This is a genomic window from Glaciimonas sp. PCH181 (assembly GCF_003056055.1).
GTDB lineage: Bacteria > Pseudomonadota > Gammaproteobacteria > Burkholderiales > Burkholderiaceae_D > Glaciimonas.
This window is the reverse complement of sequence record NZ_PYFP01000001.1, coordinates 2210176-2232175: the sequence shown is the minus strand read 5'-3', so window position 1 is coordinate 2232175 and position 22000 is coordinate 2210176. Positions and strand designations below refer to the sequence as shown.

Here is a 22000-nt window from a genome sequence, read left to right as displayed (position 1 = left end):
GAACATTCTCGCGTAGAAATAGTGGATCTCTCATAGTACGATTTGTCCTTTTCGGTGACCATTCTTGTTCTTCGTCGATAGAGGAAATAGCGCACATCTATTTTCAGCTATCGATTTTTTGGGCCGAACACTAGTCGGAATGTTTAATATGAAAATTAAGAAATCCCTTTGGGCAGTTCTTGGCGCTATCGCGTGTCTGGGAACTTCTTCTCTTGTCATGGCGCAGGATTCTTTAAAAAAAGAATATGTTGATTTGGTAGTCCGTCTTAAAAGCAATGTGGAAGATAAAAAAAATCTTACACGTAGCATGACCGATAATCTCTCGCAGTTAAAAAATACCGCTCCTTCTTTGAACAGCTTGTTTACCTTTCCGGCAGTACGGTCTGCGGAAGAAAACGCGAAACTGGCGCTTTATCGGTTAAGCCGCTATTACCACGTCGATATCAGTAACCAATCCGTGGAGCAGGCCGAGGCCTTGCTGAAAGAAATTCAAAAAAATCCATTGGTAGAAGAAGCTTATCTTGAAGGAAAAGCTGTTGCCCCTGCGCCTTCGATGATGGTCAATGACGTAAATAAAGCCATCAAAAACATTGGCGATGTAAGTTCTTTTCCCGACTATCAAGGACGCCAATATTATTTGCAGGATAGCCGCGCACCGCTTGTCACTGCCGACTATAAAATCGGTGGCGTGAATGCACTTGCGGCCTGGGATATTCCCGGCGGTGATGGGAAGAATAGTCGGATTGTCCTCAGCGAGCCCGGCCATTGGTCGCTTACCCATGACGATCTGCCGCAACCTTTTTTGAAGCATTGGAACCTTTCTGCACATCATCCTGCCGAGCATGCGACTAACTCCGCCGGCATCATGGTGTCGCAGCGTAATGGTTTTGGTACGACCGGGATCGCTTACGCCGCAGACATGGGTTACTCCCGAGCTCGTGGACCGGCCCAGTTGTTCGATCTGGGCAAGTTTTTGGTGCGGGGCGATTTGATTCAGATGAGTCTGCAAATGGGCGCTTATAACTTGTCCGCAGTGCCGGGTTGTTACAATACTTGTTTAGTACCGATTGAATATCATGCTGCCACGCGCGACGTGTTGAAATATCTGACGCATGAAAAAGGTATTCATGTGGTCATCGCTGCGGGAAATGGCGGGATTAATCTTGATGCGCCGGGGTTTTATGGGGTATTTGATCGTAACCACTTTGATTCCGGTGCAATTTATGTGGGAGCGGTTGATCCACGCACCGGTAATCGGATTGGAACTTCCAACTATGGCAGCCGGGTCGATACATTTAGCTGGGGTAGTGAAATTGTGACTACCGGTTATTTGGAGTCGGGAAAACTCAACGGCTATACGTTTAAATTCGGCGGCACGTCCGGTGCTAGTCCCATCGTGGCAGGCGCGGCAGCCGTATTGCAAAGTGTCGCGATTGAACATGGGATGCAGCCGATCGGTCCAATCGGCTTGCGAAACCTGCTGACGAAATCAGGTTATTCGACGGTCGATGGTAACCAATTGATTGGTGTGCAGCCTGATTTGAACGTCGCCATCAAACATATTCTCGATCCTGACAGCCCGCTGGCGCCAGTGGCCCACGTTGACGGCAGCAAGGAAGTGCTTGCAGGTCAGACTTTGATGCTCAGTGCCGGTTTGTCCAGCAATGCAAACGGTTCCAAAGACGGCGTGACGTATCAATGGCGGACTTCAGCTGGCACGATTCTGGTCGATCCGACAGATCACGCGCAAGTCCAATTTATTGCGCCTACAGATGTTACTGTTCCTGTAATGGTGACGATTACACTTGAAGTCAGCAATGCGCACGCATCCGATATCCGCACGCATACAGTGAATGTTAAGCCACAAAATGGCCAAATGGCACCCTTGACGGCGCGTATCGGTGGTGAAAACAGGGTCATTGCTGGCAGTTATGTGCCTTTGTCGGCGATTCAATCCACGGGTCCAGAAGGCGCTGTATTGTCCTATGACTGGAGCGGTCAAGGCCTGCCGGAAAAAAATATCATGAGTAATCCGACCACGGGCGGACAAAACATGTTGTTCATTGTGCCTTATGCTGATGTCGGCACTTCTTACACGCTGACTGTTAACGTCAGCGATGGCGAGAGAACCAGCGTTGCGCATCACACAATGACGGTTGTCGAGGATTTCGACGCGCCGGTCGCCGCACTGAATGGTCCTGCCACGGCTAAAGCGAATGACAATATCGTGCTGACTGCCGAGGCCTCGAAAGATCCTGATGGGAAACCATTGACATATGAATGGCAAATCCCTGCCGGTATTCAAGCTGAGAAAAAAGGGCCATTACTGCGCTTTGTTGCGCCAGCATTGAATGCCGATCAAACGTTTCTGTTCGGTGTCAAAGTCAGCAATGGTGCTACCGATGCAACGGTTATGCATACCGTGAAAGTCTTCAAGAAGGATGCCGGGGTTGTTGAAATCAAACCGCTGCCAGGGACGCCACCGCAAGCGATTGTGGGCGGCAATATTACTGTCGTGACGACAACTAGTTCTGGTTTTGCGTATAAGCTCGATGGCAGTAAAAGTCTGCGTGCGGCCAAGTACGAATGGAAGAAATTAAGCGGCCCATTTAGTTTGCGCAATGCTGATAAAGCCATTGCAGAAGCGATAGTGGGGAAAAATCAAACTGGCGTCAGCGTCTATCAACTGACGGTCACTGACAAAGATGGCAAGCAGCATAGTTCGACTGTTAACGTTTCTGCCGTCGCTACCAATGCCACCATTTCCGGCCCAGCTTCGATTGTTGAAGGACAGACAGCGGACCTGAAAGCGCAGGCAAACTTTGCCGGTGTTGGCGGCAGTGCTCCCGCCTATAGCTGGAAAGTACGCAACGCTAGCGGTGTTGAAGTCCTGCAAGGTTCTCAGCAGCACTTAAGCTTGTCAGGCTTGAGGGCAGGAAATTATCAGGCCACGGTTGATGTATCCAGTCCACATGGCGGACGTAAAGCGACAGCGCAGCGCAGTATTGTTGTGGAAAAGAAAGCTGAAATCACGCCGCCAGTCGCCGTAGTAACCGGCCCCCGGTCAGTCGAGGCGGGTGCTTCTGTGACGCTGAGTGCTGCGGGCTCAAGCGCTAGTGGCGGCGGAGCTTTGCGGTATGACTGGAAAGTGTCACCGCAATTGCCCTTCAATGCCAATGGCGCGAAAGTGATGTTCACCGCACCGAAATCGCCGCTGGATAAGATCTATACCTTTACGGTTTCTGTGAGGGAAGGCAATCTGATGGCTGAGAAAAGTCATTCTGTGCTGGTGCATAAAGTGGTCGAAACCGCGTGCAATATTCCGCAATGGGAGGCTAAATCCTATAAAGGTGGTATCGAGATTCAAAGAAACGGGCGCAGTTATACAGCGAAATGGTATGCGGAAAGCCATCACGTGCCAGGTTCCAGCGGCTGGACTGGCGAGCCGTGGAAGGATAACGGTGTTTGTAAATAAGTCTGCGATACGTAGCAGCAACGCGTCGTAACTTGACGATGCGTTGAGACAGGAACGGAGGGGAATGCACGCATGCATTCCCCTTTTTTGTGTTTGTTTAGATAATATGTCGGCTGAAATTATGCTTTTGTAGCAGGCAGCACGTGTTTATTCTATAAAGCATGTATAACTTATAACTGTTTTAGGGCATTCGTCCTCGTCTTTCCTGTCCCAGTAGCGGCGTGACCCTGCTGCGCTCTGTATAATTCTTTCCCCATGTCAGAACCAGAATCCAAACTACCATCAGGCCCCGCAGATGCGGGCCAACCGCCGTCTTCAGAGGCCGCGCCGCGCACGGAAAAACCTGCCCGGCAGGAGCCGTCGCGCCAGCCACGCCAGCCGCACCCACCACGCGATGCGGCGCAGAATGATCGGCGCCCGGCGAACGCAGCGCGATCCGCTGCGGCTTCAACCCCTTCGGGGCGGGCTGATGGGCGTACGCCGCGCACTTCCAGACCACGTTTGCCGCCTGAACGTAATCCGTTGCCGCCAATTGTATTTCCCGAAGATTTGCCGGTATCTGGCAGACGTAATGAAATTGCCAAAGCGTTGCAAGCCAATCAGGTCATCATTGTCTGCGGTGAAACCGGTTCAGGCAAAACCACGCAATTACCCAAAATCTGCCTCGAATTAGGACGTGGTCTGAATGGCTTGATCGGTCATACCCAGCCGCGCCGGATCGCTGCATCGTCCACTGCCAAGCGGATTGCGCAAGAGCTGGGATCGCCGCTGGGGGAGCATGTCGGGTTTAAAGTACGTTTTAACGACACGCTGACCAAGGGTGCCTGGGTCAAGTTGATGACCGACGGGATTTTGCTGGCCGAAACCCAGACCGATCCGATGTTATGGCAATACGACACGATCATCATCGATGAGGCGCACGAGCGCAGTCTGAACATCGATTTTTTGCTGGGCTATCTGAAGCAGTTGTTGCCCAAGCGGCCTGATTTAAAGCTGATTATCACCTCCGCGACGATCGATGCAGATCGCTTCGCCCGGCATTTTGGCGAGGGCGGAAAACTCGCGCCGGTGATCGAAGTCTCGGGACGCTTATACGAAGTTGAAGTGCGTTACCGCCCAGTGGATAACGCGGATCGCAGTGGTATTAATCCCGCAACGCCATCGGTAAGCAAGCCCGCGAATGCGCCGAATGCAGCCCAGAGAGATCGCGATCAGCGCGATTTGATGGACGCTGTGGTGGATGCCGTGGATGAGCTGGCGCGAGTCGGTTCGGGCGATGTGCTGGTGTTTTTGCCCGGTGAACGCGAGATTCGTGACGCCGCTGAAGCCTTGCGTAAACATCATCCGCCGCATGTCGAGATTTTGCCGTTATTTGCGCGCTTGTCGGCGCAAGAACAAGAGCGGGTATTCAAGACATCGAATGCGCGCCGAATTGTGTTGGCGACCAACGTTGCCGAGACCTCGCTGACGGTGCCGGGGATTCGTTATGTGGTCGATGCCGGTCTCGCCCGCGTTAAGCGTTATAGCTATCGGAATAAGGTTGAACAGTTACAAATAGAGCCGATTGCGCAATCGGCTGCCAACCAACGCGCAGGGCGTTGCGGCCGGGTTGCGGCGGGTGTGTGTATCCGCTTATACGACGAAAAAGATTATTTGCAACGGCCCAAATTTACCGAGCCGGAAATCATGCGTTCGTCACTGGCGTCGGTCATTTTGCGGATGAAATCGCTACATTTGACGGACGTGGAGACGTTTCCTTTTATCGAGCCACCGCCGGGACGGGCGATTGCCGACGGCTATCAATTGCTGCAAGAGTTGGGTGCGGTTGACGATAATAATCAGCTGACTAAAACCGGTCGGGAATTGGCTAAACTGCCGCTTGATCCGCGTGTCGGTCGCATGATTTTGGCCGCGCTGGAAAACGTTTGCCTGACCGAAATGCTGATTATTGCTGCTGCTGTATCGGTGCAAGATCCGCGTGACCGGCCGATGGATGCGCAGAGTGCGGCAGATTTGGCGCACAAGAAATTTGCCGATGAAAAATCGGAATTTCAAAGTTATTTAAAAATCTGGAAATGGTTTGAAGACGCGATTGAGCATAAGAAAACCAATCGTCAGTTGCAAGATAATTGTCGCGCTAATTTCTTGTCGCAATTACGTTTGCGCGAATGGCGGGATGTGCATTCGCAATTGCTGACGATTGTTCGCGAGCAGGGCTGGCGGTTGAATGAAGCGCCAGCGACTTACGAGAATCTGCATAATGCGTTGCTGACGGGTCTGCTTGGCAACGTTGGTTTTAAAGCTGATGACGAGCCGCATTATCTGGGCGCACGTGGCATCAAGTTTCATATCTGGCCCGGATCGTCGTTGTCAAAGAAAGCGGGCAAGTGGGTAATGGCGGCAGAGTTGGTCGATACGACGCGTTTGTATGCGCGTTGCGTTGCCCAGATTCAGCCGGAATGGCTGGAAAAAGTCGGTGCCCATTTACTCAAAAAAACTTATGGTGAACCGCGCTGGGAAAAGCGCACGGCGCAGGTTTCTGCATCAGAGCGCGCTACGTTATACGGTCTGGTGGTGTATAGCCAGCGCCGTATCAATTTCGGTTTGATCAATCCGACCGAAGCGCGGGAAATTTTTATTCGCGATGCGTTGGTGGGCGGTGAATACGATACCCGTTCGCCGTTTTTTGCACACAATCAAAAACTGATTCGCGAGATTGAAAATCTCGAACATAAATCGCGGCGGCTGGATGTGCTGGTTGATGAAGAATTGATTGCAGCGTTTTACGATAAGTTGATTCCGCCGACGATTTGCAATGGCATTACTTTTGAAAAATGGTTGAAGGATACGCTGCCAAAAAATCCGACATTGCTGTATCTGAATCGTGATGATTTGATGCGGCATGAGGCGGCTGGCGTGACGACGGAATTGTTTCCAAAAGTCATGCGCGTGGCCGGTATCGAGATGGGTTTGTCGTATCACTTTGAGCCGGGCACGCCGCGTGATGGCGTTACACTGACGGTGCCGTTGTACGCGCTCAATCAAGTCTACGTGGATCGTTGCGAATGGCTGGTAACGGGGATGTTGAAAGAAAAAGTCCATTTGTTACTGAAATCGTTACCGCAAAAAATACGTCGAAATTGCGTGCCTTTGCCGGACTACGCGGCCGGTTTTTGTGAGCGGATCCAGGCGCGCAACGTGTTTGGTCACGGTAATTTGCTGGATGCATTGATTGCCGATGTGCGATCAGAAACAACGGTAGCGGTGCGGATACCCGACTTCAAACTGGAAACCTTGCCAGCGCATCATTCGATGAACTTTAAGGTGATCGATGAGCATGGTCGTCAACTCGATATGGGGCGCAACCTTGCCGTGTTACAGGCTGAGTTGGGCGGCCAGGCGCGGGAAAGTTTCCAGAAACTGGCGGAAAAAACAGGCGCTGTCGCCAATGAAATAGCAACGGTGCAAGGAGCGGTCCCTCATCGCCCGTCTGCATCCCTTGCGCCCGGTAAATTGGTCACTGCTAATACTGGCAATACGCCAGGACAATCTATTCGCAGTGCTAGCAGCGTGGGCGCAAATAGCAATTTGTGTAATCTGACGAGCTGGACGTTTGGCGAGTTGCCGGAGCTGTTAGAAATTCAACAGGGTAAGCAAACGTTGATCGGTTTTCCGGCACTAGTCGATAAGACCACTTATTGCGATCTGGAAGTTTTTGACGATCCGAACGAGGCGGCACGGATACATCGGCTGGGTTTGCGGCGGTTGTTTGCGCTGCAATTAAAAGAACAGTTGAAATTTTTGGAAAAAAATATTCCCGGTCTACAGCAAATGGGGATGCAGTTCATGGCGCTGGGCTCGCAGGAAGAGTTGCGGGATCAGATTATTTCTGCGGGTTTGGAGCGGGCCTGTTTGCAAGCGCCGTTGCCAACGAATGCTGCGCAATTCAATCAACGCAAGGACGAAGGCAAGTCGCGTTTAGGTTTGCTGTGTAACGAATTGGCAAGATTGGCGGCGTTGATATTGGCGGAATATCATGGTCTGCCGAAGAAGTTGCAGGGCGCTAAGGCGCAGACGGCAGCGGTGGCGGATATTCAGACGCAAATGTCGGGCTTGGTCAGCAAACGCTTTATTGCCGAAAACGATTATGCCAATCTGACGCATTTCCCGCGTTATCTGAAGGCAATCAACGTCCGGTTGGAAAAAATGCGTGCCGAGCCGAGTCGCGATGTGCGCTCTCTGGCAGAGTGGACATTGGTGGCGACGCCATGGCAACGTTCGCAAAAAGATCGTCACGGCAAAGGCGATCCAAAGATGCAGGAATTTCGCTGGTTGCTAGAAGAGCTGAGAGTGTCGTTGTTTGCGCAGGAGCTTAAGACGCCGATGCCGGTATCGGTTAAGCGGTTGCAGAAAGTGTGGGAGACGATGCAGCGCTAAACCGCTATAAGGCTGGTATAGACAAATCTCTTGGTTTGTCTTGCCAGTGCAGTTTGTCTGCTAAGACCCGAGTCGATTCGCGTAAAATTGCGCAAATCCCGTTTTATTTGCATTCCCCTTTACGAAGAAGAGAACACTATGGCTATCAAATCCGATAAATGGATCCGTCGTATGGCGCAGGAAACCGGCATGATTGAGCCATTTTCACCCGGTCAGGTGCGTGAAGAAAATGGCAACAAAATTGTGTCTTACGGCACCTCGTCCTACGGCTACGATATTCGTTGCGCCAACGAATTTAAGATTTTTACCAATATCAATTCGACCATTGTTGACCCAAAGAACTTTGACGAAAAGTCATTCGTCGATTTTAAGGGCGATGTCTGCATCATCCCGCCAAACTCTTTCGCACTGGCTCGCACGATGGAATATTTCCGTATTCCACGCAGCGTATTGACTATCTGCCTGGGTAAATCGACTTACGCCCGCTGCGGGATTATTGTCAATGTGACGCCGTTTGAGCCAGAGTGGGAAGGCTATGTAACGCTGGAATTCTCGAATACCACGCCCTTGCCGGCAAAAATTTACGCCGGTGAAGGCTGTGCGCAAGTGCTGTTCTTTGAAAGCGATGAGGTTTGCGAAACTTCGTATAAAGACCGTGGCGGTAAGTATCAGGGACAGCAGGGCGTGACTTTGCCTAAGGCTTAAGATTCGGATTGACATAAAAATGCCCTGTAAGTCATCACGACTACAGGGCATTTTATTTACATTAACGAGTTTGCAACGATCTATTATTGCCGCACGCAATCAACAAAGTAATCACGTTTGCCATTCACTTCCCGTTTCACCAATCCATGTACATCTGTTTCAAAGCCGGGGAATTTCTCATTGAAATTACGGGCAAATTTCAGGTAATCAACGATAGTCTTGTTGAAACGTTCGCCTGGAATCAGCAATGGGATGCCCGGTGGATAAGGGGTTAGCAGGATGGACGTAACGCGGCCTTCCAGTTGGTCAATCGGTACACGATCGATTTCCCGATGGGCCATTTTGGCGAATGCGTCCGATGGCTTCATCGCCGGTTGCATGGCTGAAAGATACATTTCAGTTGTCAGACGTGCAATGTCGTAGGCTTTGTAGGTTTCATGAATTTGCTGGCATAAATCGCGCAATCCCAAGCGTTCGTAGCGGGAATTCTTGCCGTTATTCGCGCGCGCGAATTCGGGCAGGATGCGCCAGATTGGTTGGTTTTTGTCGTAATCGTCTTTAAATTGCTGCAATGCTGTCAGCAATGTATTCCAGCGGCCTTTGGTAATGCCGATGGTGAACATGATAAAGAACGAATACAGGCCGCATTTTTCAACGATAACGCCGTGTTCTGCCAGATATTTAGTCACGATCGATGCGGGAATACCGCTATCACTGAATTTGCCTTCTAGCGATAAACCGGGCGTGACGATGGTGGCTTTGATCGGGTCCAGCATGTTGAAGTTGGGGGCCAGATTGCCGAAGCCATGCCAGTCGTCTTCTGCTTTGATGACCCAGTCTTCACGTGAGCCGATGCCATCTTCCGAGAACGAGTTTGGTCCCCAGACCTGAAACCACCAGTCTTTGCCCCATTCCTGATCGATTTTCTTCATGGCGCGGCGGAAATCCAGCGCTTCCAGAATGCTTTCTTCTACTAATGCAGTGCCGCCCGGCGCTTCCATCATTGCGGCTGCGACATCGCAAGAGGCGATGATGGAGTATTGCGGCGAGGTTGAAGTGTGCATCAGATACGCTTCGTTGAAGGCATCCTGATCGAGTTGCACTGTTTCCGATTCGCGCACCAGCACTTGCGACGCTTGCGACAGGCCAGCTAGCAATTTGTGCGTGGATTGGGTCGAGAAAATCATCGATTTCTTGGCACGCGGACGGTCTTTTCCGATGGCGTGCATGTCTTTGTAGAAGTCATGGAATGTGGCGTGCGGCAGCCATGCTTCATCAAAATGCAGCGTATCGATTTCGCCGTCGAGCATGTTTTGCAAGGTTTCAACGTTATAAAGCACACCGTCGTAAGTCGATTGAGTAATCGTCAGAATGCGTGGTTTTTTGTTGAGTGCTTCCCGCGCAAATGGATTGGCTTCGATTTTTCTACGGATGCTTTCCATCGTGAATTCTTCCAGCGGAATCGGGCCGATGATACCGAGGTGATTGCGGGTCGGCATCAGAAACACGGGAATTGCGCCAGTCATGATGATGGAATGCAGGATCGATTTGTGGCAATTACGATCGACGACAACGATATCGCCCGGGGCAACCGTCGAATGCCAGACCATTTTGTTCGACGTTGAGGTGCCGTTGGTGACGAAATAGCAGTGATCAGCGTTGTAGATGCGGGCTGCATTGCGTTCGGATTCGGCGATGGGGCCGGTATGGTCGAGTAATTGACCGAGCTCTTCGACCGCGTTGCAGACGTCAGCGCGCAACATGTTTTCACCAAAGAATTGATGAAACATCTGGCCGATAGGCGATTTTAAGAAGGCAACGCCGCCAGAGTGGCCGGGGCAGTGCCACGAATAAGAGCCGTCTTGCGCGTAATGGACCAGGGCGCGGAAGAACGGCGGCGAGAGACCGTCCAGATAGGCTTTTGCTTCGCGGATGATATGACGCGCCACGAACTCCGGCGTGTCTTCAAACATGTGAATAAAGCCATGCAATTCGCGCAAGATATCGTTGGGGATATGGCGCGAAGTGCGGGTTTCACCGTATAAATAAATTGGGATATCGGCGTTTTTATAGCGAATTTCTTCGACAAAAGCGCGCAGCGATTTCAGCGCATGGTCGGTCTCTTCAAAAGAGCCCGCGCCGAATTCTTCATCGTCTATCGATAAAATAAACGCCGACGCGCGCGATTGCTGCTGCGCGAATTGGGACAGGTCACCGTAACTGGTGACGCCCAGAACTTCCATGCCTTCCTTTTCCATTGCATCGGCGAGTGCGCGGATGCCGAGGCCGGAGGTGTTTTCTGAGCGGAAATCTTCGTCAATGATGACGATCGGGAAGCGGAATTTCATGCGGTCTCCAAGAGACGGGGAGGTGGATAACAAGAACAACCAGCAATACGCCCCGCATTTTGGGGCGCTTGCTGGCTAATCAATGGCATTTTTATGACATGTCAATGACAACAATCAGGCGTTCTACTTTGAGCATAGGTCAAATGAATTGCACCAAAAGTAGAAAGTCGAATTCTCGCAGATATGCGGAAATTGGTGGCGAAAATGGTCTAAAACTTGCTTAATACATTTGCTGATTACAACAGGTTTTGGCTGGACTAATGTTAGCGTCTTTGATACACGACAAAAGCATAGGCAAAATTGTGGGTACTGGAATGGTGGGATGCGCGTGATATTTCTTGCCATTGTTGCGGATCGCGGGCGGGAAAGAAAGCATCGCAGTCAAAGATTTTATCGATCTCGGTGACGATCATGCGGTTACACAGGGGCAGGGCGGTAGTATAAATTTCTGCACCGCCGATGATGAAGGCTTCTTTTTCACCATCAGTGGGATTTTCGCTGCCGTTGATTAATGCCGCCGCCGCTTCGACTGAGGTCACCGTTTCTACGCCTTCGTGCTGCCAATCGGGATTGCGAGTGATGACAATATTGCGGCGATTCGGTAATGGCCGACCTATGGATTCGAATGTTTTGCGCCCCATAATGATCGGATGACCCGAAGTGGTGCGCTTGAAATGTGCCAGATCTTCCGGCAAATGCCAGGGCAAGGTATTGCGGATGCCGATGCCATTGTTGGCGTCCGTGGCGACAATGATAGTAAGAATCGAAGGCATAAGGTGCAGTTTGTTATCAATTAACGGACGTTAGATGAAGTATAGGATGGGCGATGGCAGGAATGCAATGTCACCGCTTGCAGCATGCTTAACCTTACGATGTGTTCCAGGTGGTATAAAAGTCGCCGTATTTCCGCCCTATTCCGACGTTCAAAAAATGCGGTCATCCGGAAAGTCGGTAATCTTACTATAAATGGGGAGAGGAACTTTGCTTGCTGTCACTGTTCTTAACCCAGTCAATTCGCAATTCAGAAATTTCTATCCTAAGAATAACTCCCCTGTAATAGCTGTATTTAGGAATATTCTTGTCATCAACGATGACATCTCGATAGAATTTCTCGTTTTAGCGTGGAAATGTTTCTTTAGGCAACTAACAATAGCGCATGTAAAGTAGGGCGATAAGTGGGAAGGTAAGACGAACTATCGTTACTATTGTCAAATTCGCACATCAAGCAGTATTAACTGGGAATCCAATGTTATTAAAGGCTTTTTATTCGGTGAGATATTTTATTTCGACGTCAGCCCGTCCTCTTTTAGCGCCCTTCTTAGTGGCGATGGCTTGTTTGCTCACTAGCGTGCAGGCGTCTGCATTTGGTTTTAATGATGTTGCGCAGCGTGCTAAAGAATTATCTGGCAAGGCATTCGTTAAACCGGCTAGCAATTTACCGAAAGAGATTGATGATCTGACTTTCGAGCAATATAAAGATATTCGATTTAAACCTGAAAAATCTCCTTGGCGAAATGCTAAGTTACCCTACGATCTGGCCTTCTTTCACGAAGGCCATCTATTTGATCAGCCCGTGAAAATGCACGAAATCGTTGGCGATAGTGTGCGCGATCTTCGTTTCGATCCGAATGATTTCAACTATGGCGCGAATAAAATTGATCCGCGTAAGATGCGCACGCTTGGATTTGCCGGATTTCGGGTGCATTATCCGCTCAACAGTAGTAGTTACAAGGATGAGGTGCTGTCGTTTTTGGGCGCTAGTTACTTCCGTGGTTTAGGCAAAGATCAGCAATATGGCTTGTCTGCGCGTGGGCTGGCGGTGGATACGGCATTGAATTCGGGTGAAGAATTCCCGCAATTTGTGGAGTTCTGGATAGACCGGCCAAAAGCGGGCGACAAACAGATCACGATTTACGCTTTGCTCAATTCGCGACGTGTGACTGGGGCGTATAGTTTTATCATGAAGCCTGGCGTTGATACGGCAGTCGAAGTAAAAGCGCAGCTATATTTGCGTGAGAACGTGACTAAATTGGGCATCGCACCGCTGACTAGTATGTTTTTCTATGGTAAAAATCAACGCTCGCAAACCGAAGATTATCGTCCTGAAGTGCATGATTCAGACGGCTTGTTGGTCGCGTCCGGGACGGGGGAATGGATTTGGCGACCGCTAGTGAATCCAAAACGCTTGCTGGTAACGTCTTACACGACGAGCAATCCGGTTGGTTTTGGTTTGATGCAGCGTGAGCGAAATTTCGCCAGTTATCAGGATCTGGATGCGCGTTACGAGAAGCGGCCGAGTGCCTGGGTTCAGCCGAAAGGGCGTTGGGGTGCAGGACGCGTAGAGTTGGTGCAAATCCCGACGCCGGATGAAACAAATGACAATATCGTCGCTTATTGGGTGCCCGATACGCCGCCGAAAGTGGGGCAACCGTTTAATATCGCGTACACATTGTTATGGCAAAAGGATGGCGAAAAGAGTTCGCCGTTGTCGTCTGTAACACAGACCCGTCGTGGTAGCGGTTTTCAACTCAAGCCGGACGACAGTATCAATTTATTGGTAGATTTCGAAGGCCCGGTGTTTAAGAAATTAGCATCCACTATGAAGCTCGATGCGATTGTCAGTGTGGACGATAACGCTAAACTGTTGAGTAGCGATGCGGTCCGCAATGAAGCGACCGGCGGTTGGCGCATGCATATCAAATTGCGTCGCAATGAGGATAATAAACCAGTCGAACTGCGTGGTTTCTTGCGCGGTGGCAATACAACCTTATCTGAAACGTGGAGTTACATATTACCGCCCAACTAGCGCACAAACCGGTCTCGCCGGCGTTTGATGATCCGACGCCGGGTGACTGTTATCTAGAGCGCCTTCCTCTGTCATCGCGGCAGCGTGCGTTGCTGTCCGAAAGGATGCAGGGCGAGGTAATTACCAACTCGGCCGAGGAGATGGCGGCTTTGCATCTGGCTCTGGCTGAAATTGATGATGCCGTGGATGATGAGTTTGCCCGCGAGAATCCTGCCTACGCATCGATTGCAAATCGTCTGCAATTGGTTTACGGGATGCCGCCGGATGGCAATCCTGCACCAGCTGATGCGCGTGCAGCTAATAGCGCTAGCATCAGCAATATCAGCAGCCATAGCAGTCATACTGCCGGCGCTACTCCCGAGATTGTTAAAGACGCCAGCGGGCGTACCCGCATCAGCATTGCCACGCCGTTAAACCGTACGCCTATCGTTGCGCGGCCTTGGGGCACGCTGAATCCGTTGGTGCGCTGGATTGAAAATGCCAATCACGCCTTTGATCGTCGGCCTAGCCTTAAATCGCGAAGACGCAAGAGCGCGCAGGAAAGTGCGCAACAGAATAGTGTTGAGCAGCATGTTAAGCCAACCGACGCGCATGATCCGCGTGGCATCTGGCGGCACAATGGCAATTTGCGGCGTATCGTCCTGATCACGCTGATGCTTGCACAGACGGTGCTGGCGACCTATTTCATGAGTACGGTGTTGCCTTATCACGGTGCTAAACCGATGGAAATGCTGACATTGGCGCTGTTTGCGATCCTGTTTTGCTGGGTTTCGGCGGGATTCTGGACGGCGATGGCGGGGTTTCTGGTGTTGATGCGCGGCACGGATCGCTATGTGATTTCGCGTGAAGATGCGGCCCCCGGCCCGATTCCGGCCAACGCCAGAACGGCGATCGTGATGCCGATCTGTAATGAAGACGTGACACGGGTATTTGCCGGTTTGCGGGCGACGTATGAATCTGTGATGCAAAGCGGTGAGCTGGGACGTTTTGATTTTTTTGTGTTGAGCGACAGCGGCGATCCTGATATCTGCACGGCGGAGCTGGATGCGTGGGTCAATTTGTCGCGCACGCTGGGCGCGTTTGGACGTATTTTTTATCGGCACCGTCGGCGTCGGGTCAAGCGCAAAAGCGGCAATATCGACGATTTCTGTCGGCGTTGGGGTGCCAACTACGACTATATGATCGTGTTGGATGCCGATAGCGTGATGAGCGGCACTTGCCTGACGACGCTAGTGCGCTTGATGGAAGCCAATCCCAGCGCTGGCATTATTCAGACTGCGCCGCGTGCGGCTGGTCGCGATACTTTATATGCGCGCATTCAACAGTTTTCGACACGGGTCTACGGTCCGTTATTTACTGCCGGTTTGCATTACTGGCAACTGGGAGAATCGCATTATTGGGGGCACAACGCGATTATTCGACTGGCCCCTTTTATGGAGCATTGCGCCTTGGCACCGTTACCGGGCGAAGGCTCGCTTGCAGGCGAAATTCTGTCGCATGACTTTGTCGAAGCGGCGCTGATGCGAAGGGCTGGCTGGGGCGTCTGGATTGCTTACGATCTGGCGGGAAGTTTTGAGGAAATGCCGCCTAATTTACTGGACGAACTGAAGCGTGATCGGCGCTGGTGTCAGGGCAATCTGATGAATTTCCGGTTGTTCCTTGCGCGGGGCATGCACGGTGTCCATCGTGCGGTGTTTGTGACCGGTGTGATGGCCTATATATCGGCGCCGCTGTGGTTCGGATTTTTAGTGTTATCGACAGTGTTGCTGGCGATGCACACGTTGATGGTGCCGGAGTATTTTGTAAGGCCGGGCCAGTTATTTCCAGTGTGGCCGGAATGGCATCCGGAACAGGCCTTGGCGTTATTCAGCGCCACGGCGACTTTATTGTTTTTGCCAAAAATTCTGAGCGTTATCTTGATCTGGGCCAAAGGTGCGCGTGAATTTGGCGGTGCCATGCGGCTTACTATTAGCATGCTGATCGAATTGTTATTTTCGATGTTGCTGGCACCGGTCAGAATGTTATTTCATACCCGTTTTGTGATCGGCGCATTTCTGGGTTGGGCGATTAGCTGGAAATCGCCGCCGCGTGAAGATACCGAAACAACTTGGGAAGAAGCCTGTCGGCGTCACGGCTGGCATACCGTTTTGGGTTTGGGATGGGGTACTGGTGTGTTTTTGCTGGAACCTGCATTCCTGTGGTGGTTGCTGCCGATTGTCGGTTCGCTGGTGTTGTCGATTCCTTTGTCGGTATTTTCCAGTCGGGTGTCGTTGGGTCGTAGCTTTCGTCATGCCCGCTTATTCGTTATTCCGGAAGAGGTGGATTTGCCGCCTGAACTGGCTGCGACGACTGCTTATAACGAAGCCGGTAAACGTTTAGCTGGCTTTGTCGAGGCGGTGGTCGATCCGACTATCAATGCGCTGGTATGCGCCTCGGTAACCGCCCGTCCGGCGGTTCCTGCTGCGAGTTTGACGGCGCATGCCGCGTTGGTGCGCACAGCATTAACAGACGGTCCTGATAACTTATCGCCAAAGCAGAAAAGTGCCTTGTTGGACAATCCGCTGATGTTGTCGCAATTGCATTTGGCGGTATGGAGTTCGCCCGATGCCAATCGGCAATGGCAAGCGTTTGTGGTCCCTGGCACAGCTATTGGCTAATAGTTAATAGTTTTCTGTAGTCTCGATGAAGATGCGTGGTCGGTTGTTGGTGTGTCAATTACATTGGCGATGATCAGGACTGCACATTCAGATATCCACAGCCCATAATTTCATGGCTAGCATTTAATTGTGGGCTTGGTAACAACTGTTACCAATCTATTCTGCTGCACTGCAGAGTAATTCTGTTATTCCGTCTAAAATACAGCCTATGTTTTTAAATGGCGGCGGGTTGTTGCTTAAATAATTGCCTGATACTTGATTAAGTACCAAGGTTTGCAAAAATATAGTTTAGCCAGAGATTTGTCCCACTCAATTGATCGCTTAGTGCTGCTGTCCGCATCAAGTGCTTGAAGCGATCCGAACACGCTGTTTATGTTTGCTTATGTTTGTTTATTTTCGACGTGCTATCCCGATGACCGTAGATCAGATTAAATCGCCCCCCCCCGTGCCGAAAGCTGCGTCCCGCACATTTCGGCGTACCGGCGCAGCTGCCGCTGTATTGCTGCTGATCGTCCTCAGCGCAGGTGTTGTTCTTGCGCAAGTATTGCAGCAACCGAAATCGCCAGCGAGCGGATCGCCGGAAATGGTTGGGCCGCCTGCGCCAATTAAATTCGATACCGTGACCGTTCAGCGCGGCGATATCCAACAGACCGTTGATGCTGCCGGAAAATTGCAACTGTATAAATATGCGGATGCGAACGCGCAGGTAATTGGGCAAATCAAGGATGTTTTGGTGAGCGTTGGCGATACTGTCAAGGCTGGAAAAATGGTGGTTGAAATTGAACCAACGTTGCAGCCCGCGAAGGTGGAAACCAATCGGGCGCAAATGGCGCGCTTGCAGGCGGAACTGGCAGACCAGCGCGCGCAAATGGATTTTGCAGAGTTGCAATTCAAACGGCAAACGCAACTAAAAGCGCAAAACGCCACCCGCGAAGAATCCTTTGAATCCAGCCGTATGAGTATGTCTTCTGCCAGTGCGCGGGTGGACGCGATTAATGCACAAATTCGGCAGGTTGAAGCAACCTTGAAATTGGACGATGAAAGTCGTCAGCACACGCAAGTATTAGCGCCAATTTCGGGCACTGTGGTGGCGCTGAATGCGCGTCCCGGTCAAATGGTAGGGACCACGCAACCGGCCTTGTCGTTGATGCGCATTGCCGATTTGTCAAAAATGACTGTGCAAGCGCGTGTCGCCGAAATTGACGTGACCCGATTGCGGCGCGGCATGGTCGCCAATTTCACCACGCCCGGTTATCCCGGCAAACAATGGTCTGGAAAATTGCGTCAGGTTATTCCGGTGCCAGCGGATGGTACTGGCGAGCAAGGCAAGCAGACTTTTTATAACGTTTTGTTCGAAGTCGACAATGCAGAACAAGAGTTGATGAGCGGCATGAGCACGCAAGTGCAGTTTATTGTGGCGCAGGCACAAGACGCGGTATTGTTGCCGATAAAGCTATTGGGCAGACCTGACGCGGACGGTTTATACAGCGTCAATGTGCTGGATGCGCAGCAGCAACTCAGTCAACGTAAGCTGAAAATTGGCATACGCGATGACAAACAAGTACAAGTTTTATCTGGCCTGAAAGTGGGCGAGCAATTACTGGTGGGATCTGTGCCAGCGGTATTACTCAAGCCACCAACTCCAGTGGCGGCCGCCGCAGAAACCGTTGCCAGTACGCCAGCCGCCAAGCCAGCGCCGGTCGTCACCCCGGCAGCGGCAGCATTTTCAACCTTGCTGCCGCCTGCTAAAAGTGCCGCTCCTTCCGGTGGCGCAGCGGGCAGCGCTAACGCAGCATCGGTAACGCGCTAATGGGACGTTACATGCGCCGTTTATCTGTTTTTTCCTCCCCGAAATTGTTATCGCGTTCATCCTCCTCTTCACTAGCCCTCGGCCTGATTTGTCTGGCCTTAGCCGGGTGTGCGCACAAAATCCCTATATCGGAACCACCGCCAGTAGTGGACATGCCTGCTGGCTGGACCTTAAGCGGCAAAGCAGGTAATCAGGAATGGCCTGATAACGATTGGTGGCAGCGTTTTGGTAGTAGCGAATTGACCGGGTTGGTAGACGAAGGTCAGAAGAGCAATCTTGAAATCGCGGCGGCATTGTCTCGGGTGCGACAGGCTGAGGCGCAGGCAAGGATTGCTGGCGCGCCGCTGTTACCGACTGCCGATTTTTCTACAGGCGGCAATCGCGATGTGCCATTGGGTCGTAACGGCACAGCGAATACCTCTGCCAGCGGCTTGTTGCAGGTGAGCTATGAGATTGATTTTTGGGGTAAGAATAAGGCTAGTCTGGCTGCCGCGGAAGCTTCGTTAAAAGCGAATATTTACGATCGTCAAACCGTTGCATTGACAGTGACCAGCGGCATCGTGTCGACCTATTTACAAGTGCTGTCGCTGCATGATCGTCTTAACATCGCCCGTGAAAACGTGGCAAATGCAGAGCGCGTGCTGGCGTTGGTTGAGGCGCAAAGCAGTGCCGGTGCCGCATCGCCGCTGGATCTGGCGCGTCAACGTTCGGCCGTCGCCGGGCAGAAAGCGTCGCTCCCGGATTTAATGCAGCAAGAGCGGGAAGCGCAGTCCGCATTGGCCATTTTGCTGGGACGATCATCCCAAAACTTTAAGGTCGGCAACCACGGGTTGGATACGATCAGCTTGCCGGATGTGACGCCGGGCTTACCGTCTGAGTTGTTGTCACGGCGACCTGATATTCGACGCGCTGAGGCGCAACTCGCTGCTGCCAATGCGAATGTTGCGGTAGCACGTGCGGCCTTGTTTCCGAGTATCCGATTGACCGGTTCGACTGGCGCGCAAAGTAGTGCTTTGCTGTCTTTATTTAATGGCCCGAATTTACTCGCGAACGTCGGCGCATCGCTTGTTGCACCGATTTTTGACGCTGGTCTGTTAAAAAGTCAGCGTGATTACGCCATCGCACAAAAGCAAGAGTTAGTGCAGGTCTACCGCTCGACTGTGATTGCAGCGTTGTCTGAAGTCGATACCGTGTTGGGCCAGATTCGCAGTCTGGATGAGCAGCGGGTATTGAAAACGACGGAGATGGAACAGGCGCGTTTTGCGTTTAATTTGTCCGAAATACGTTATAAGGTCGGCGCTGAAGATTTGATGACGGTGCTGGATACGCAGCGTGCGTTATCGGACGTGCAGAACGAATTGGGTAAGCTGAAATTGAAGCGTTTGCAGGCCACGGTATCGTTATATAAAGCGCTTGGCGGCGGCTGGCAGGATGATGCTAGCCGGAAGACTGCTAAGGGTGGTTAAATGTTAGCTTGAGCTGCTGGCCTGGGTTTGATAAAAAAAGCGTCGACGTGAAATACGTCGACGCTTTTTTTTGCCTGCGCTTACCGCGCAAAATCGATCAATCCTGTTATACCGCCATCGGCGCAGTTAGTGGCGCGTGATGTTGGTAATCTTCTAATGAGAAATCACTCGGTTCGATTTTCTCCAGCCATTCCGGTGCGTACACGCCGGTTTTTGCATAGTCGGGAATGCGATCCGACAAACGCAATTGCGGGGCAGGATAGGGCGCGCGTTTTACTTGCTCTTCCAGCATGCTGAGATGGTTCTCATAAATATGCGCGTCGCCAATAAAATACGTAAACCAGCGTGGCGTATAACCAGTCAGACGCGCCACTAGATGCAGCAGTGCAGCACCCTCGGCCAGATTGAACGGCGTGCCTAAACCGACATCGTTGCTTCTGATGTACAGACAAAGCGAGATTTCTTTGGTCGATGCATTCGGCAGAAACTGGTACAAAAGATGGCATGCCGGAAGCGCAATTGCGTCCAGTTCGGCGCAATTCCAACCATGAAATAATATCCGCCGACTCCCCGGATTTTCCATGATGGTATCCAGGCATTCGCGCAATTGGTCGATGGCTTTGTAGAGAAGCACTTTCTCTTTGCCATCGTCATCCACGGTCGATATCAGTTTAAATCCGCGCTCCTGCGCATCTTTGATTTGCGCGCTCTGGTGCGTTTCAAGCAACTTGTAGGCCGGCCATGCGCGCCATTGGACGCCATATACCGGACCTAAATCGTCTTCGCCCAATCGATACGGATTGGCACGCCATGCAGCGTTTTCATTGGCATTTTGATCCCATACTTTGCAGCCCAACGCCCGAAAATCAGCAGCACTGCGGGATGCGCGCAAAAAACCGACCAGCTCGCCGACGACTGATTTAAAGGCCAGTCTTTTAGTAGTCACGGCAGGAAAGCCGTCTTTCTGAAGGTCAAAGCGCATCATTGCGCCGGGCATGCTAATGGTTCTGATGCCGGTCCGATTTTCTTGCCAGCTTCCGTTGTCAAGGACCATCTTTACGAGGTCGAGATATTGCTTCATGGTAGTTTCGCTCCGGCTCACTACATGGCTAAAAGTGCCGTGCAGCCTCTATTTTATGGGGATCGCTCAGTATAGCGACTGAAGCAAATTTAAGTTCGTTAAACTCGTCATTGTTGCGATAAATGCGCGTCTACTATCGATGTGAGATGGGGATGTTGGCCAACCGATAATTAAAAATTGCGTATTCAATGCAAAATGAGAATACGCAAGCGGTAAGCGCGTGCTAAATTGAGATTAGCGGAGAATACTTAAGCTACTGTTACAAATGAATGCCTGAAAACATGAACTTTTTAGGAATTTTCCCTATCTCAAGCAAGCATCTTTTGACCCGGCAAATTATTTCGACATTCAAAAAGTTGACTTTTTATAATGAGTTGGCCGGATGAAAACGAAGTACCTTACGCGGCATCAAGCATAGTTAACGTCTGTTTGTTGTTCCCTCCGGTGACTGGATCAATCGAGTTTTATTATTTTTTTATCAGTACGCCATTACACGCGTAAAGCGTATAGTGCGTACCATCTTCAGGAGATACCATGCTTCGTTCAGAAACGCTTTTTGGTAAGCGCGAAACACCAACACCGAATTCACCTCTTTCCGCAAGCAACAGTTTGTCGTCGAATAGCCCTTCCAGCTTTCCTAAACCAGGCAGTCAAAATATCTCATCTGGCAATTCAGGTCTTTCTTCCCAAAATGCAAACATATCCAGCACTACCGAAGGCGGCAGCAAATTGATAGTCGGTCCAAATATAAAGCTCAAAGGCGTTGAAATTACCGATTGCGACACGTTAGTTGTCGAAGGCCGTGTTGAAGCGACGATGAATTCACGGGTTATTCATATTGCCGAAAAGGGTACTTTTAAAGGCTCTGCAGAAATCGACAAAGCTGAAATTCATGGTAATTTCGAAGGTAATTTGACTGTACGCGAAACCCTGATCATTCACGCAACAGGCGTCGTAACTGGCAAGATTCGTTATGGCAAACTGGTGGTCGAAGAAGGCGGTCAATTGGTCGGCGAAGTCCAGGTCGGCGGTAAGCCTGCAGCAGTAGTCGCGCCACCGGTAGCGGTCGCTGCATCTACCAGCGTTTAAATAGCGGGTTGAAGTGCTGGTAACTTTCGATTTATTTCTAGTTGCCATCCAGCATATCTCGGATTGATCCTGCACATCACCAGCAATGCTTTACATCTTATAAAACCCGGCCATACCTTAAAGTAT

General features: G+C 51.1%; 11 protein-coding genes. 8 read left to right on the top strand and 3 right to left on the bottom strand.

Translation table 11 applies throughout. The annotated features are described in order from the left end of the window. The first annotated feature begins 148 nt into the window (after positions 1–148). From C7W93_RS10285 to dcd, 3 genes are all read left to right on the top strand, one after another. On the top strand, positions 149–3475 hold the full coding sequence (locus tag C7W93_RS10285) for a S8 family serine peptidase (RefSeq protein ID WP_161539915.1): 3327 nt from the start codon (positions 149–151) through the stop codon (positions 3473–3475). 255 nt (positions 3476–3730) lie between these two features. Continuing rightward, positions 3731–7912 (top strand): ATP-dependent RNA helicase HrpA, encoded by a 4182-nt coding sequence (hrpA, locus tag C7W93_RS10280; protein ID WP_201747187.1) that lies wholly within the window; start codon positions 3731–3733, stop codon positions 7910–7912. A 138-nt stretch (positions 7913–8050) separates the two neighbouring features. Then, complete coding sequence (gene dcd, locus C7W93_RS10275) at positions 8051–8617, top strand: dCTP deaminase (RefSeq protein WP_108439915.1); 567 nt, start codon at positions 8051–8053, stop codon at positions 8615–8617. An 83-nt stretch (positions 8618–8700) separates the two neighbouring features. On the opposite strand, the gene C7W93_RS10270 is transcribed toward dcd, so the two are convergent. Beyond that, positions 8701–10965, bottom strand: coding sequence for an arginine/lysine/ornithine decarboxylase (locus C7W93_RS10270; RefSeq protein ID WP_108439914.1), 2265 nt, complete (start codon positions 10963–10965; stop codon positions 8701–8703). Between the two features lie 263 nt (positions 10966–11228). Next, positions 11229–11738 carry a dihydrofolate reductase gene (locus tag C7W93_RS10265; RefSeq protein ID WP_108439913.1) on the bottom strand — a complete coding sequence of 170 codons (510 nt, stop codon included), beginning with the start codon at positions 11736–11738 and terminating at the stop codon, positions 11229–11231. 554 nt (positions 11739–12292) lie between these two features. On the opposite strand from C7W93_RS10265, the gene C7W93_RS10260 reads away from it, so the two are divergent. From C7W93_RS10260 to C7W93_RS10245, 4 genes are all read left to right on the top strand, one after another. Further along, positions 12293–13771, top strand: a complete 1479-nt coding sequence (locus C7W93_RS10260; protein ID WP_201747186.1) for a glucan biosynthesis protein G — start codon at positions 12293–12295, stop codon at positions 13769–13771. Beyond that, positions 13744–16428, top strand: a complete 2685-nt coding sequence (gene mdoH / locus C7W93_RS10255; protein ID WP_370446417.1) for a glucans biosynthesis glucosyltransferase MdoH — start codon at positions 13744–13746, stop codon at positions 16426–16428. The genes C7W93_RS10260 and mdoH overlap by 28 nt, the downstream gene beginning before the upstream one ends. A gap of 382 nt (positions 16429–16810) precedes the next feature. After that, positions 16811–18238 carry an efflux RND transporter periplasmic adaptor subunit gene (locus C7W93_RS10250; protein WP_225869800.1) on the top strand — a complete coding sequence of 476 codons (1428 nt, stop codon included), beginning with the start codon at positions 16811–16813 and terminating at the stop codon, positions 18236–18238. Positions 18239–18249: 11 nt separating this feature from the next. Further along, on the top strand, positions 18250–19704 hold the full coding sequence (locus C7W93_RS10245) for an efflux transporter outer membrane subunit (RefSeq protein ID WP_108440592.1): 1455 nt from the start codon (positions 18250–18252) through the stop codon (positions 19702–19704). 106 nt (positions 19705–19810) lie between these two features. Here the strand turns inward: C7W93_RS10245 and C7W93_RS10240 are convergent, their stop codons facing one another. Next, positions 19811–20785 (bottom strand): thymidylate synthase, encoded by a 975-nt coding sequence (locus tag C7W93_RS10240; protein WP_108439911.1) that lies wholly within the window; start codon positions 20783–20785, stop codon positions 19811–19813. A gap of 534 nt (positions 20786–21319) precedes the next feature. Between C7W93_RS10240 and C7W93_RS10235 the strand changes: the two genes are divergently transcribed. Then, the gene (locus tag C7W93_RS10235; RefSeq protein ID WP_108439910.1) at positions 21320–21874 is read left to right on the top strand and encodes a polymer-forming cytoskeletal protein; all 555 of its coding nucleotides are present in this window, start codon (positions 21320–21322) and stop codon (positions 21872–21874) included. Positions 21875–22000: the final 126 nt, after the last annotated feature.

Bases quoted from the DNA above. Each gene is read 5' to 3' on its own strand.
- C7W93_RS10285 (WP_161539915.1), top strand. From the start codon at position 149: ATGAAAATTAAGAAATCCCTTTGGGCAGTTCTTGGCGCTATCGCGTGT.
- hrpA (WP_201747187.1), top strand. From the start codon at position 3,731: ATGTCAGAACCAGAATCCAAACTACCATCAGGCCCCGCAGATGCGGGC.
- dcd (WP_108439915.1), top strand. From the start codon at position 8,051: ATGGCTATCAAATCCGATAAATGGATCCGTCGTATGGCGCAGGAAACC.
- C7W93_RS10270 (WP_108439914.1), bottom strand. From the start codon at position 10,965: ATGAAATTCCGCTTCCCGATCGTCATCATTGACGAAGATTTCCGCTCA.
- C7W93_RS10265 (WP_108439913.1), bottom strand. From the start codon at position 11,738: ATGCCTTCGATTCTTACTATCATTGTCGCCACGGACGCCAACAATGGC.
- C7W93_RS10260 (WP_201747186.1), top strand. From the start codon at position 12,293: ATGGCTTGTTTGCTCACTAGCGTGCAGGCGTCTGCATTTGGTTTTAAT.
- C7W93_RS10250 (WP_225869800.1), top strand. From the start codon at position 16,811: ATGTTTGTTTATTTTCGACGTGCTATCCCGATGACCGTAGATCAGATT.
- C7W93_RS10245 (WP_108440592.1), top strand. From the start codon at position 18,250: ATGCGCCGTTTATCTGTTTTTTCCTCCCCGAAATTGTTATCGCGTTCA.
- C7W93_RS10240 (WP_108439911.1), bottom strand. From the start codon at position 20,785: ATGAAGCAATATCTCGACCTCGTAAAGATGGTCCTTGACAACGGAAGC.
- C7W93_RS10235 (WP_108439910.1), top strand. From the start codon at position 21,320: ATGCTTCGTTCAGAAACGCTTTTTGGTAAGCGCGAAACACCAACACCG.